Below are 13,561 nucleotides of genomic sequence, written 5' to 3'. Positions count from 1 at the left end.
CTGCAACCCTTTGCAACTCTGGCGAACGACCGGCCTCCTGCGTGAGGGTGGTGCGAGCGGCGGGTGGTGCCGTGTCGGCGCAGCACCACCCCCGCTTTTCCGCGCGTACCGACCTGACCGACACCCCGTCAGGTCCACCCCTGGTACGCGCGGCACACTCCCGTACGACCCCTCACACCTCGGCGCGCGCCCGCTCCACCACCGCCCGCAGGTCCAGCGTGTGCGGGAGCGTCCCGAACGCCGCGCCGCCGTCCCCGCCGAGCCGCGCCGCGCAGAACGCGTCCGCCACCTCCGGCGGAGCCCACCGCACGAGCAGCGCCCCCTGGAGCACGAGCGCGAGCCGTTCCGTGAGCCGCCGGGCCCGCGCCTCGATCCCCTCCAGGTCCGCCAGTTCGACGAGCAGCCCCCGGATCGCCCGGTCGAGCCGGTGGTCGGCGCCCCGCGCGGCCCCCACCTCCCGCAGCAGCGCGTCCAGGGCGGCGGGCTCGGTCCGCAGCGCCCGCACCACGTCGAGCGCCTGCACGTTCCCCGAGCCCTCCCAGAGGGAGTTGAGCGGCGACTCCCGCAGCAGCCGGGGCATCCCCGACTCCTCCACGTACCCGTTGCCGCCGAGGCATTCGAGGGCCTCCGCGACGAGGGGCGTGCACCGCTTGGTCACCCAGTACTTGGCCGCGGGAACCGCAATGCGCAGCAACGCCAGCTCCTCCGGGGTTCCGGCGTCGTAGGCCGCCGCGAGACGCATGCCGAGGACCGTCGCCGCCTCGGACTCGATGGCGAGGTCGGCGAGTACGTTCCGCATCAGCGGCTTGTCGACGAGCAGCCCGCCGAAGGCCGAGCGGTACGAGGCGTGGTGCACGGCCTGCGCCACCGCCTGCCGCATCAGCGCCGCCGAGCCGAGGACGCAGTCGAGCCGGGTCGCCGCGACCATGCCCATGATCGTCCGGATCCCGCGCCCCTCCTCGCCGACCCGGTGCGCCCAGGTCGTCCCGTCGAACTCCACCTCGGCGGAGGCGTTCGACCGGTTGCCCAGCTTGTCCTTGAGGCGCTGGAGGGCGAACGCGTTGCGCGAGCCGTCCGCGAGCACCCGGGGCACCAGGAAGCAGGTCAGCCCCGCCGGGGCCTGCGCGAGCACCAGGAACGCGTCCGACATCGGCGCCGAACAGAACCACTTGTGCCCCGTCAGGACGTACTCGCCGTCGGCCGCGAGCGGCCGGGCCTCCGTCATGTTCGCCCGGACGTCGCTGCCGCCCTGCTTCTCCGTCATCGCCATCCCGAGCAGCACGCCCGGCTTCTCCGCGACCGGACGCAGCTCCCGCTCGTACACGTGCGAGAGCGCCGCCGGCTCCCAGACCGCCGCGAGCTCCGGCTCGGCGCGCAGCGCGGGCACCGCGGCGTGCGTCATCGACACCGGGCAGCCGTGCCCGGCCTCCGCCTGCGACGCCACCAGGAACCCGGCGGCCCGCCGCACATGACCACCCGGACGGCCCCACGCGTCCGTGAGCCCGGCCGACACCGACCGCCCCAGGAGCCGGTGCCAGGCCGGATGGAACTCCACCTCGTCGATCCGCCGCCCGTACCGGTCATGGGTCCGCAGCCGCGGCGGATCGTCGTTCGCCTGCTCCCCCCACTCCCGCACCTGCGTCGAACCGGTCGCCCGGCCGAGCAGGCCCAGCTCCTCGCGGACCTCCGCGAGGAGCTCCGGCGCGAGGTGCCTCTCGACCGCCTCCGCCAGTGCCAGGTCGCTCGTGAAGACGTCGTATCCCGCCAGGGGCGGAGCCTGGTTGGTCACGGTGTGGGTGCTCGCTGCCATGCCGATACGGTAAGCAGGTGCAGGCAGCAAGAGAAACACCCGAACGGCCCGAGCGGCGGCCCTGGAGCAGGCTCCACCGCGCGCGCGTCCTCTACCGCAACGTCTCGAAGCGGAAGATGGCCTGGCTGCTCCTCAAGGACACCGTCAACTCGTGCATCGAGTACCGGATCCTCGGCCTCGCCGCCGAGGCCGCGTTCTTCACCCTGCTGTCCCTGCCACCGCTCCTCCTCGGCCTGATCGCCGTCCTCGGCTACGCCGACGACTGGACCAACACCGACACCGTCGCCAGCATCCGGGAGAACATCCTCCACGCGGCCGGCACGGTCCTCTCCGACCGGGGCGTCCACCAGATCGCCGAACCCCTCCTCGACGACATCACCCAGGGCAAACGGCCCGAGCTGATCTCCCTCGGCTTCGCCATCGCCCTCTGGTCCGGCTCGCGCGCGGTGAACGTCTTCATCGACACCATCACGGTCATGTACGGACTCGACGGGCGCCGCGGCATCGTCAAGACCCGGCTCCTCGCCCTGCTCCTCTACATCGTGGCGCTGCTCATCGGAGCCGTCGTCCTGCCCCTGGCCGTCGTCGGACCCGACCGGGTCGTCGAACTCGTCCCCTGGGGCACCGAGGTCGTCTCCGTCCTCTACTGGCCGGCCGTCATCCTGCTCTCCATCGCCTTCCTCACCACGCTGTACCACGTCTCCGTGCCCGTCAGATCGCCCTGGATCGAGGACATCCCCGGCGCCCTCGTCGCGCTCGGCATGTGGGTCCTCGGCAGCTTCCTGCTGCGCCTCTACCTGACCAGCCAGGTCGAGGGCCCGACGATCTACGGCTCGCTCGCCGCGCCCATCGCCGTCCTCCTCTGGATCGGCGTCTCGGCCTTCGCGGTCCTCGTCGGCGCCGCCGTGAACGCGGCCATCGACCGCGTCTGGCCCTCCGTCGCCACCGCCGCCGCCCGCGAGGCCAACGAACGGGCCCGCGCCGTCCAGGCCGCCGAACTCGTCGCCCGGGTGCGGGCCGAGGCGGAGGACGTCGACGAGGACGACCCGGACATGCCGTCCGAGTTCCCCGAGCGCTGGTCCAAGTTCCTCCCCCCGGACGACGTGAAGTCCCGCCTCCACTCGGGCTGGGAGAAGGACTGACCCGCCTTCCCGGCCCCAGGGCGCCGTCCGCCCCCGATCCGCCGGACAGGCCCTAGGCTCGAAGGATGTACGAGGAGCGCCCCGCCCTGCTCGACGGGGCCGTGCTGTGGACCCGGACCGCCACCGGGCCCACGGCGGAGCGGCCCGTCCTGCCCGACGGCTGCATGGACCTGATCTGGGCCGACGGCAGCCTCCTCGTCGCCGGACCCGACACGCGCGCGTACGTTCCGGGAGAGTTCGCCGCGCGGTACGCGGGCATCCGCTTCGCCCCCGGCGACGCCCCCGGTCTCCTCGGCGTCCCCGCCCATGAACTCCGCGACCGGCGGGTCGCCCTCGGCGCGCTGTGGGGCGAGGCGGCCGCACGCCGGCTCGGCGAGCGGATCACCCAGGCCCCCGACCCGGCCGCGGCCCTGGAGGAGCTCGTCCTGCGCCGGGCCGCCGAGACCCCGGGACCCGACCCGCTGCTCCGTGCCGTCGCGGCGCGCCTCGCGGCGGGCCGGCCGGTCGCCGAGACGGCCGAGGCGGTCGGGCTCGGCGCCCGGCAGCTGCACCGGCGCTCCCTGGACGCCTTCGGCTACGGCCCGAAGACCCTCGCCCGCGTCCTGCGCCTCCAGCGGGCGCTCGCCCTGGTGCGGGCCGGGGTGCCGTACGCCGAGGCCGCGCTGCGCGCCGGCTGCGCCGACCAGGCCCACCTGGCCCGGGAGACCCGGGCGCTCGCGGGGACGACCCTGAGCGCCTACACGGCCTCGGTGTCGGCGAAGAGCGAGACCCCGCTGCCGTCCGGGTCGAGGACCACGGCGTAGCGCTGCCCCCACACGGCGTCCCAGGGCTTCAGGTGCCCCCGGTACCCGGCGGCGACCAGCTCCTCGTACACCGCGTCCACGTCCGCGGACTCGGCGCACCGGAAGGCGAGCTCGACCCGGTTGCCACCCGCCGGGCGGGTCCAGCCGGGATCGAAGGAACGGACGACGTCCTCCGTGTCCCAGGCGATCCGCAGCCCGCCGGGCAGCGCCGCCTCCACGTGCGGGGCGGACTCGGCCCCGGCCGGGATGTCCAGGCCGAGGCGCCGGTAGAAGGCGAGCGAGGCGGCCATGTCCGAGACGACGAGGCCGACGAGGTCGAAGCGAGGGGTGATGCGAGGAGTGATTCCGGGTGCTGTGTCCATGGCGGCACCGTAGGCACGGCGCCCGCGGCCGGTCTTGTACGAATCGGACGCGCACCTGACTCGACCCGACCTGGCCCGACCCGACCCGCCCGACCCGGCCCGTCGTGGCCGGAAAAAACCCGTGGCGCCCGCCGGACCGCTCCGGCTACGGTGGATCCCGTACAAGATCGCGAAAGACACAGGAGGTGTGACCGATGGCTGTCGTCGTCACGAAGGGCTTCGCCCACACGCGGATGTTCATCCACACCACCTCCGCGGCCACCGGCTGACCTCACTTCTTCCGTCGTTCCGTGCCGGGGCCGCCCCTGTGAAGGGTCCCCCTTGTCTTTCCCGCTTTCCTCCCCGTCCTCTTCCTCCTCGCTGCTCGACGCCCACGGCTGGGACTCCGGCTGGGCCGCCGACTTCGCGCCCCACGCCGCCCAGGGACTGATCCCGGGGCGCGTCGTCCGCGTCGACCGCGGTCAGTGCGACGTCGCCACCGCCGAGGGGGTCATCCGCGCCGACACGGCGTTCGTGACCCCGCACGACCCGCTGCGGGTCGTCTGCACCGGCGACTGGGCCGCCGTCGACCCCGAGGGCGCCGACCCGCGCTACGTGCGCGCGTGCCTGCCACGCCGTACGGCCTTCGCGCGCTCCACCTCCTCCAAGCGGTCCGAGGGGCAGATCCTCGCCGCCAACGTCGACCACGCCGTCATCACGGTCTCGCTCGCCGTCGAGCTCGACCTCGGCCGGATCGAACGCTTCCTCGCCCTGGCCTGGGAGTCCGGCGCCCAGCCGACCGTCGTCCTCAGCAAGGCCGACCTCGTGCCCGACCCGGTCGGGCTCTCGTACCTCGTCGAGGACGTGGAGACGGTCGCACCCGGCGTGCAGGTGCTGCCCGTCAGCTCCGCCACCGGAGAGGGCGTCGACGTGCTCGCCGCCACGATCGCGGGCGGCACGACCGTGCTGCTCGGCGTCTCCGGCGCCGGCAAGTCGACCCTCGCCAACACGCTCGTCGGCGAGGACGTGATGGACGTCCGGGCCGCCCGCGACGTCGACGGCAAGGGCCGCCACACGACGACCACCCGCAACCTCTTCGTCCTGCCCGGCGGGGGAGTCCTCATCGACACCCCCGGACTGCGCGGCGTCGGACTCTGGGACGCCGAGACGGGCGTCGGCCAGGTCTTCTCGGAGATCGAGGAGCTGGCCGGGGACTGCCGCTTCCACGACTGCGCCCACGAGTCCGAGCCCGGCTGCGCGGTGACGGCGGCGATCGAGGACGGCTCGCTGCCCGTGCGCCGCCTGGAGAGCTACCGCAAGCTCATCCGCGAGAACCGGCGGATCGTGGCCAAGACCGACGCCCGGGTGCGCTCCGAGATGCTCAAGGAGTGGAAGCGCATGGGCGCGGGCGGCAAGGCCCAGATGGAGTTCAAGCGCCAGGGCCGGCTCGGCTAGGGCCGGTCCGCCCGCCCCGACCGCGGTGTCCGAAAACCGCGAGCCGGGGCGGGGCGCCTCCCGCACACTGGGAGCCATGAGGGACGACGACACCCGCTACGAGGCGGTCAGCAGCAGGGACGCGCGGTTCGACGGAGAGTTCTTCTTCGCCGTCCGGACCACCGGGATCTACTGCCGCCCCAGCTGCCCCGCCGTCACCCCCAAGCGGCAGAACGTCTCCTTCTACCCGACGGCCGCCGCCGCCCAGGGCCACGGCTTCCGCGCCTGCCGCCGCTGCCGGCCCGACGCCGTGCCCGGCTCCGCCGAGTGGAACGTCCGGGCCGACGTCGTCGGACGCGCCATGCGCATGATCGGCGACGGCGTCGTCGACCGCGAGGGCGTGCCCGGCCTCGCCGGGCGGCTCGGCTACAGCACCCGGCAGGTCCAGCGCCAGCTCACCGCCGAGCTGGGCGCCGGGCCCGTCGCGCTCGCCCGCGCCCAGCGGGCGCACACCGCACGCCTGCTGCTCCAGACCACGGGTCTGCCCGTCACCGAGATCGCCTTCGCGGCCGGATTCGCCAGCGTCCGCCAGTTCAACGAGACCATCCGTGCCGTGTACGCGCGCACCCCCACGGCCCTGCGCGCCGAGGCGGGCAGCGGGGCGGGGGCCCGAACCGCGCTCGCCGCCGGAGTGCCGCTGCGGCTCGCCCACCGGGGACCGTACGCGGCCGGCGAGGTCTTCGACCTGCTCGCCGCCGAGGCCGTGCCCCGGATCGAGGAGGTCGTCGGCGCCCCCGGCGCCCGCACCTACCGGCGCACGCTCCGCCTCCCGTACGGCACCGGCGTCGTCTCCGTCGACGAGCGCTCCGGCGGCCGCTGGCTCGAGGCCCGGATCCACCTCACCGAGCTGCGCGACCTGACCACCGCCGTGCACCGGCTGCGCCGGCTCTTCGACCTCGACGCCGATCCGTACGCGGTCGCCGAGCGGCTCGGGGCGGCCCCCGGGCTCGCCGCCGAGGTGGCCGCGAGGCCGGGCGTGCGCTCCCCGGGCACGGCCGAGCCCGAGGAGTTCGCGCTGCGGACGGTCCTCGGCGCCGAGGAGTCGGCGCGGATCGTCGAGCTCAGCGGCACCCCGCTGGACACCGCCTGCGGAAGCCTCACCCACGTCTTCCCCGAACCCGCCACCCTGACGGACCACCCCGTCGCCGGGCCGCTGGCCCGCGCCCTCGCCGACGGAGCCGTACGCCTCGACCCCGGGGCCGACCGCGACGAGGCCGAGCGCGCCCTGCTCGCCGTCCCCGGCGTGACCCCCGAGGCCGCGGCGCTCATCCGGATGCGGGCCCTCGGCGACCCCGACGTGGCCCCGGAGGGCGCCCCGGAGGCGGAGGTGTGGCGGCCCTGGGGCTCCTACGCGGCGCGCTACCTGGGTTCGGCTCCTCGGACGGGCTAGGCCTCCAGGCCCCAGCTGTGGATCCGCCGCGGATGGATCCGGATGACCTCCTCGCTGAAATGCGGGCCCAGGCCGTGCGGGCCCACGAGGAGTTCCGCCTCGCCGCGGATCTCGACGCCCCGCACCCGCCAGGGGCGGACGCTCGCGAGGTCGTCGACGACCAGCGCCACCTTCGGGTTCTGCTGCAGGTTGCGCCACTTCTTCGTCGCGCCCATGCGGAGCCCGCCCACCAGGACGGTGCCGTCCTCCTGCGGGAAGAAGCCCACCGGATTGGCCTGCGGCTGCCCGGACGGGTCCACGGTCGCCATCCGGGCGAGCTTCCGGCCCTCCGTGAGGTAGGCGCGCTCGGCCTCGCTGAAGCCTTCGAAATCCCTCATGAGTCCAGGATCGCGCGGCCCGGCCCCCGGCGGACCGGCCCCGGACCCGGGCTCAGCCCCAGAGCACCGCCCCCGCCCAGGCGCCCACGATCAGCAGGCAGGCGAAGAGCTCGACGAGCACGCTCGTGCCCGCCGCCCGCATCACCGTGCGGGTCGCCGCCCTGGCCTGGCCGTGGCCGCCGAGGCGGAGTCGCTCCGAGAGGTAGATCCCCCCGACGAAGCCGGGGATCGCGCCGACCACCGGGATCAGGACGAAGCCCAGGACGGCGCCCACCCCCGCGTACGCCACCATGCGCCGGGTGATGCCGACGCCCCGGAAGCGGCGCGGCGGCAGCTGCCAGACGATCACCTGGGTGAGGAGCAGCAGCCCGGTCGAGGCGGCGAGCAGGATCCAGGCCAGGTCCGTGCGCTCGTGCAGCGACCACCAGAGCATCGCGGCCCACACCAGCCACGTCCCCGGCACGCCGGGCGTCAGCACCCCGAACAGGCCGAGCAGCATCACCGTCGCGATCATCAGGAGCTGCCACACACCCACGCTGCCCAGGGTGCAGTACGGCGCGGGTTCTCGCAGGTCGCGGCGGGCGGACGGGGTACGGGGCGGGGGTCAGTCCGCCAGGGGCAGGGCGGCGACCACGAGGTTCCGTTCCTTGCGGCTGATCAGCGGGAAGACGAGCTTCAGGGCGAACTCGGTCTTCGGCGAGGAGAGGACGATCGAGGAGTTCAGGATCCGCTCCCTGATCGCCGAGCGGAACAGGCCGGCGCGCGGGATCGTCATGGTGTGCGCGACCGGCTTCGCGAACACCGGATCCGCCCGGAAGACGAAGAGCCGGCGGTCGGTCATCGCCAGGTACATCGGGACCGGCGTCGGTATCGCGGTCATCGAGCCACCGCTGAGGACGGCCGACGCCACGCCGAAGGCCGCGGTCCGGCCGACGGAGACCGTGCTCAGGCCGACGACGCACGTCACCTCCATCCGCTCCCCGGGCTCCAGCATCGGGGTCACGGTGGCCAGCAGGGCGCGACGGCGTCGTCCGTTCATGGGGGCTGAGCTCCAGAGGATCAAGGGTGCAAGCGGAACAGGCCGCTCACCTTCCCATACGCCCCGGAGTCAGCCGCGGGCCACCCACCCCTTCTCGTACGCGTGCCAGCCCAGCTGCAGACGGGTCGTCACCCCGGTCAGCTCCATCAGCCCCTTCACCCGCCGCTGCACCGTCCGCAGCCCCAGGTCCAGCTGCTTGGCCACGCTCGCGTCCGTCATCCCGGCGAGCAGCAGCGACAGGATCTCCAGGTCCATCACGTCCGGGCCCGGCGCCTCGTCCTCGGTGATCTGCGCGCCCGCCCCGAGCCGCAGCGGCAGCGCCTCCCGCCACACCGACTCGAAGAGGCCCATCAGGGACTCCAGGAGCCCGCTCGCGTGCACGACGAGCGCCGCGGGCTCGGCGCCGCGGCCGGTCAGCGGGACCATGGCCAGGGACCGGTCGGCGACGACCAGCTTCGTGGGGACCCGGTCGGCGATCCGGATCTTCTCCTCGCGGCTGAGCGCCGCGGACAGTTCGAGCAGTCCCGTCGGGAGGCTGAGCACCTCGCGCTCGATCACCACCCGGTAGCGGACCCCGCGCCCGGCCGCCTGCTCCTCGGCGTCGTTCTCCAGTCCGGAGACCGCGATCGGCTTGCCCGTCACCAGGGCGCAGACCTCCTCCTGCGCGCCCAGCTGGAGCTGGAGGAAGCGGTGGGTCACCGCGCTCGCGCCGGTCACCACCTCCACCAGGTCGTGCACGGCGGCCTCCGCCGCCTCCGCCCGGTACTCCTCGGCGAGCAGCTTGGCCGCCAGCTCGGCCTGCTCCAGCTCGTGCCGCTGCTGGGTGAGGAGCGCGCCGAGCGCGACCCCGGGCGGCGCCGCGACCCAGCGGCCGGTGCGGGCCGAGGACTGGGCGGCGAGCCCCTGCGACTCCAGGCGGCGCAGCGCCCGCTCGGTGTCCTGCTCGGGCAGGGCGAGCCGGTGCGCGAGATCGGTGACCTCGGCCGCGCCCAGCGCGACCAGGGCGCGGTACGCGGACTCCTGGCGTTCGTCGAGTCCTATCGCTCCCAGCATGACTGCCCCACCCCTCGCCGTACCTCCGGCGGGCGCCCCGGATCTTCCGGGGACGTTCGCCGGAGGCTTTCGTTCCGTTGGTGACCTGGCGGGAAACGGCCACGGCGTATTCCCGCCTCTCCCATCATCCCTGTACCGCCCTCACCTCTGCCAATGTGGCGCCACCGCAGCACCAACAGCCTCCGGCGAGGGGTGACTTATGCCCTTTTTCCGGATTCAGATGGGGAGAGCGATGCGTCCGTTTTCGCGTACGGCCCTGGGAGCGGCGACCGCCGTCGTCCTGGCTGTCACCGCGGTCGCGCCGTCCATGGCCGAAGAGCCGCAGGACGACACGACCGCCGAGCGACCGCTGGTCGGCAGCGAGGCCTCGGCCCGCGCCGGCCACGGCACGAAGAGCGCCACGGTGACCCTGGTCACCGGCGACCGCGTCCTGGTCACCCGGGACGCCGAGGGGAACCCGGCGGCCACGGCCCTGCCCGGCGAGGACGGGACCGTCCCGCTGGTCCAGACCCGCCGCTCCGGCCAGGACCTCTACGTCTACCCCGAGGGCGCCACCGCCGCGCTCGCCGCCGGACGCGTCGACGAGGAACTCTTCAACGTCACCGGCCTGATCCGCCAGGGCTACGACGACTCCGCCACCACCACGCTGCCCCTCATCGCCGTCTACGGCTCCGACGTCGCCCGCTCCGTCCCCGCCGCCCCGCGCGGCGCGAAGCGCGGGCAGGTCCTCAAGGCCGTCGACGGCGTCGCCCTCAAGGCGGAGAAGAAGCAGGCCGCCACCTTCTGGTCGGAGGTCAGCGCCCCGGCCGCCCGCTCCGCCTCCTCCGGCCTGAAGAAGCTCTGGCTCGACCGCAAGGTCTCGGCCACCCTGGAGCGGTCGACGAAGCAGATCCACGCCCCCGAGGCCTGGGCCGCCGGCTACGACGGCAAGGGCACCAAGGTCGCCGTCCTCGACACCGGCGCCGACGCCGAGCACCCCGACCTCAAGGGCCGCATCGTCGCCTCGGAGAACTTCACCGACTCCGACACCACCGGCGACCACCAGGGCCACGGCACCCACACCATCTCCACCGTCGGCGGCTCCGGCGCCGCGAGCGACGGGAAGAAGAAGGGTGTCGCTCCCGGCGCGGACCTCCTCAACGGCAAGGTCCTCAACGACTCCGGCTCCGGCGCCGCCTCCTGGATCATCGCCGGCATGGAGTGGGCCGTCGCGCAGGGCGCCGACGTCGTCTCCATGAGCCTCGGCAGCTCCGTCCCCACCGACTGCACCGACCCGATGAGCGCCGCGGCCGAGGAACTCGCCCGGAACAAGGGCACGTTGTTCGTCATCGCCGCCGGAAACTCGGGCCCGTCGCACAACACGGTCTCCTCGCCCGGCTGCGCGCCCAGCGTGCTCACCGTCGGCGCCACCGACCGCGACGACTCCACCGCCTGGTTCTCCAGCCGCGGCCCGACGATCGTGAACCACACCCTCAAGCCCGAGATAGCCGCGCCCGGCGTCGGCATCTCCGCCGCCGCGGCCGGCGGCCGGGGCGTGTACGCCTACCAGTCCATGTCCGGTACGTCGATGGCCACCCCGCACGTCGCGGGCGCCGCCGCCATCGTCAAGCAGCGCCACCCCGACTGGACCGCCCAGCAGATCAAGTCCGCGCTCGTCGCCTCCGCCGACAGCTCCGTCCCCGGCGACGTCCGCGAGGTCGGCGGCGGCCGCCTCGACGTCAAGGCCGCCATCGACCAGACGGTCCTGAGCACCCCCGCCGTCCAGGGCGGCACCTTCAGCTGGCCGCAGGACAAGACCGACCGCACCACGGTCTCCGTGCCGTACACCAACACCTCCGACGCGCCCGTCACCCTCGACCTCGCCGTCGAGAAGGTCACCGGCAACGACGGCTCCGCCGTCAAGTCCCCGGTCGCCCGCCTCGGCGAGCGCACCGTCACCGTCCCCGCAGGCGCCACCGTCCGGGTCCCGCTCGCCCTCGACCCCGACGCCCGCCTGGAGCGCGCCCAGTACGGCGACGTCACCGGCCGCGTCGTCGCCACCGGCCAGGGCGGCATCCACGTCTCCACCCCGTTCTCGCTGTACGTGGAGCCCGAGACCGTCACCCTGCGCGTCAAGCTGATCGACCGTCAGGGCAAGCCCGCCTCCGGCGCCTCCTCCCTCGACGTCATCGGCACCGACACCGCCGGCGGCGAGCGCCGCTTCAACGAAGGGGCCGCCGACCAGGTCTACCGCCTGCGCCCCGGCAGCTACTTCCTCTCCTCCTTCGTCACCACGCCCGACGCGGGCGAGGGCGCCACGCTGAACGACTCGCTCAGCTACCTCGGCCGCCCGCAGGTCGAACTGAAGAAGGACACCACGGTCGTCCTCGACGCCCGCAAGGCCCACCGGCTGTCCGTGAAGGCCGACCAGACCACCGAACTCCGCGGCGCCACCCTCGCGTTCGCCCGCTCCTGGGACGACTTCTGGCTGCACGCCGGAACCGCCTCCGGCCCGCGCACCATCCGCGGCTACTACGCCTCGGTCGAAGACACCGCCGACGAGGGCGACTTCGAGTTCGGCAGCTACTGGCGCGCCGCCGCCCCGCAGATCACCTCGCTGCGCACCGGCGACGGCCTGACCCTCCACCCCCTCACCGGCTCCCTCGGCTCCGACAACCTCGACGGCACCGGCTCCGCCGGCCTCGTCGACGCCGGTACGGGCACGCCCGCCGAGCTCAAGGCCGCCGGGGCCCAGGGCCGCATCGCCCTCGTCCGCCTCCCGGACGACTCCACCGCCGTGAGCACCCTCGCCCGGAACGCCAAGACCGCCGGCGCCGTCGCCGTCGTCACGTACCGCTCGGCCCCCGGCCGCTGGTACCCGGCGGGCGGCTTCTCCGGCAACGGTCTGCCCGTCCTCTCGGTCCCGTCCACGGAGGCGACCGCGCTCCTCGGCAAGCTGGCGGCCGGCGAGGTCACCCTCGCCTGGAACGCCACCGCGAAGAGCCCGTACCTCTACAACCTCGCCTTCCCCGAGACGGGCGCCATCCGCGACGACCGGGCCTACCGGGTCCACGACGCCCAGCTCGGCCGGACGGACTCCACCTACGGCTCGGCCGGCATCGCCACCGACTTCGTCGACTTCCCGGCCGCCCGCCGCCCCGACGGCGTCCGCGTCGGCTTCGGCTCCCTGGAGGCGGTCCCCGCGCCCGGCACCCGCACCGAGTACTACTCGGCCGGGGAGACGGTGTGGGAGCCGATGACCGGGAGCAGCTTCCCCTTCGGCGAGATCATGGTCGGCACCCCGCACGCGTTCACGCCCGGCGAGCGGCGCACCGAGAACTGGTACGACGGCGTCCTCGCCCCCACCGCCCCGCGTGACGACGCAGGGAAGCCGGTCCTCGTCGCCGAGCGGCAAGGCAACCTGATCGGCTTCGCCAACGCCATGTGGGGCGACAGGAGCCACTACGCCGTGGCTGGTTCCTTCGGCGACATCGGCAACATCAGCCTCAGCCGTGACGGTGAGGTCCTCGGCAGCAGCGGCTGGCCGTTCGGCGTCTTCGAGGTACCGGCCGAAGCCGGGACGTACACGCTCGAACAGAACACCATGAAGATCGGCAGCCGGGTCTGGGCGCGCTCCACCTCCGTCAACTCGGTGTGGAAATTCACCTCCAAGCCCGATGAGAGCGTCTATTCTCAGGGCATCCCGATTCTCTTCCCCCGGTACGACCTTCCGGAGGACGGACTCAAGACCCTCGCCGCGACCGACGGCCAGCACATCGGCCTCACCGCGACGGGTCACGCGGGCTACACCCCCGCGGCGCTCACCTCGGCGAAGCTCTCGTACTCCTACGACGGGGGTACGACCTGGACCGAAGCGCGGGTCTCCCAGCAGGGCGACGGCTGGACCGCGACCGTGAACCACGCGGGCGCGACCGGCAAGCAGGTCACCCTGAAGACCGAACTGACGGACGCCAACGGCAACTCCGTCACCCAGACCGTGGTCCGCGCTTACGACGTGCGCTGATCACGCCGGTCCGCCGGGCGTCCTTCCCGTGGGGGGTGGGGTCGCCCGGCGGACCACCCATTTGCAGCAACGGTTTTCCTGGTGTCCCGTTTTCACAGGCCGTGAGCGG

At 73.7% G+C, this 13,561-nt stretch carries 11 protein-coding genes; 5 read left to right on the top strand and 6 right to left on the bottom strand.

Annotated features, from left to right (window positions below; all coding sequences use genetic code 11):
• Window positions 1-172: 172 nt before the first annotated feature.
• Entirely contained in the window at window positions 173-1,810 is a 1,638-nt protein-coding gene (locus GGE06_RS28765; protein WP_184932169.1) for an acyl-CoA dehydrogenase family protein, read from the bottom strand.
• Between the two features lie 17 nt (window positions 1,811-1,827).
• On the opposite strand from GGE06_RS28765, the gene GGE06_RS28760 reads away from it, so the two are divergent.
• Window positions 1,828-2,952 carry a YihY/virulence factor BrkB family protein gene (locus GGE06_RS28760; protein ID WP_116158232.1) on the top strand — a complete coding sequence of 375 codons (1,125 nt, stop codon included), beginning with the start codon at window positions 1,828-1,830 and terminating at the stop codon, window positions 2,950-2,952.
• A 65-nt stretch (window positions 2,953-3,017) separates the two neighbouring features.
• Window positions 3,018-3,755 (top strand): helix-turn-helix domain-containing protein, encoded by a 738-nt coding sequence (locus tag GGE06_RS28755; protein ID WP_184932168.1) that lies wholly within the window; start codon window positions 3,018-3,020, stop codon window positions 3,753-3,755.
• Here the strand turns inward: GGE06_RS28755 and GGE06_RS28750 are convergent.
• Window positions 3,689-4,117 carry a VOC family protein gene (locus tag GGE06_RS28750; RefSeq protein WP_184932167.1) on the bottom strand — a complete coding sequence of 143 codons (429 nt, stop codon included), beginning with the start codon at window positions 4,115-4,117 and terminating at the stop codon, window positions 3,689-3,691. The two genes, GGE06_RS28755 and GGE06_RS28750, sit on opposite strands and share 67 nt — an antisense overlap.
• Before the next feature lie 321 nt (window positions 4,118-4,438).
• Here GGE06_RS28750 and rsgA point away from each other — a divergent pair, with 321 nt between their 5' ends.
• Both rsgA and GGE06_RS28740 read left to right on the top strand, forming a co-directional pair.
• Complete coding sequence (gene rsgA / locus GGE06_RS28745; RefSeq protein ID WP_184932166.1) at window positions 4,439-5,551, top strand: ribosome small subunit-dependent GTPase A; 1,113 nt, start codon at window positions 4,439-4,441, stop codon at window positions 5,549-5,551.
• Between the two features lie 76 nt (window positions 5,552-5,627).
• Entirely contained in the window at window positions 5,628-6,980 is a 1,353-nt protein-coding gene (locus GGE06_RS28740; protein ID WP_184932165.1) for a DNA-3-methyladenine glycosylase 2 family protein, read from the top strand.
• Here the strand turns inward: GGE06_RS28740 and GGE06_RS28735 are convergent.
• The 4 genes from GGE06_RS28735 to GGE06_RS28720 form a co-directional block, all read right to left on the bottom strand.
• On the bottom strand, window positions 6,977-7,357 hold the full coding sequence (locus GGE06_RS28735; RefSeq protein ID WP_116158228.1) for a PPOX class F420-dependent oxidoreductase: 381 nt from the start codon (window positions 7,355-7,357) through the stop codon (window positions 6,977-6,979). The genes GGE06_RS28740 and GGE06_RS28735 overlap by 4 nt on opposite strands.
• Window positions 7,358-7,409: 52 nt before the next feature.
• A complete protein-coding gene (locus GGE06_RS28730) occupies window positions 7,410-7,892 on the bottom strand; it encodes a DUF456 domain-containing protein (protein WP_116158227.1) in 483 nt (160 codons plus the stop codon).
• Window positions 7,893-7,961: 69 nt separating this feature from the next.
• Complete coding sequence (locus GGE06_RS28725) at window positions 7,962-8,396, bottom strand: hypothetical protein (RefSeq protein ID WP_184932164.1); 435 nt, start codon at window positions 8,394-8,396, stop codon at window positions 7,962-7,964.
• Between the two features lie 69 nt (window positions 8,397-8,465).
• On the bottom strand, window positions 8,466-9,449 hold the full coding sequence (locus GGE06_RS28720; protein ID WP_116158225.1) for a helix-turn-helix transcriptional regulator: 984 nt from the start codon (window positions 9,447-9,449) through the stop codon (window positions 8,466-8,468).
• 232 nt (window positions 9,450-9,681) lie between these two features.
• Between GGE06_RS28720 and GGE06_RS28715 the strand changes: the two genes are divergently transcribed.
• On the top strand, window positions 9,682-13,452 hold the full coding sequence (locus GGE06_RS28715) for a S8 family peptidase (protein ID WP_184932163.1): 3,771 nt from the start codon (window positions 9,682-9,684) through the stop codon (window positions 13,450-13,452).
• Window positions 13,453-13,561 lie beyond the last annotated feature (109 nt).

Origin of the sequence: Streptomyces nymphaeiformis, assembly GCF_014203895.1 — a bacterium.
Classification (GTDB): domain Bacteria; phylum Actinomycetota; class Actinomycetes; order Streptomycetales; family Streptomycetaceae; genus Streptomyces; species Streptomyces nymphaeiformis.
This window is presented reverse-complemented; position numbering and strand designations above follow the sequence as displayed.

Coding starts and splice junctions, on each gene's coding strand:
- GGE06_RS28715 (WP_184932163.1), top strand. CDS start 9,682: ATGCGTCCGTTTTCGCGTACGGCCCTGGGAGCGGCGACCGCCGTCGTC.
- GGE06_RS28725 (WP_184932164.1), bottom strand. CDS start 8,396: ATGAACGGACGACGCCGTCGCGCCCTGCTGGCCACCGTGACCCCGATG.
- GGE06_RS28755 (WP_184932168.1), top strand. CDS start 3,018: ATGTACGAGGAGCGCCCCGCCCTGCTCGACGGGGCCGTGCTGTGGACC.
- GGE06_RS28750 (WP_184932167.1), bottom strand. CDS start 4,117: ATGGACACAGCACCCGGAATCACTCCTCGCATCACCCCTCGCTTCGAC.
- GGE06_RS28720 (WP_116158225.1), bottom strand. CDS start 9,449: ATGCTGGGAGCGATAGGACTCGACGAACGCCAGGAGTCCGCGTACCGC.
- GGE06_RS28740 (WP_184932165.1), top strand. CDS start 5,628: ATGAGGGACGACGACACCCGCTACGAGGCGGTCAGCAGCAGGGACGCG.
- GGE06_RS28765 (WP_184932169.1), bottom strand. CDS start 1,810: ATGGCAGCGAGCACCCACACCGTGACCAACCAGGCTCCGCCCCTGGCG.
- GGE06_RS28735 (WP_116158228.1), bottom strand. CDS start 7,357: ATGAGGGATTTCGAAGGCTTCAGCGAGGCCGAGCGCGCCTACCTCACG.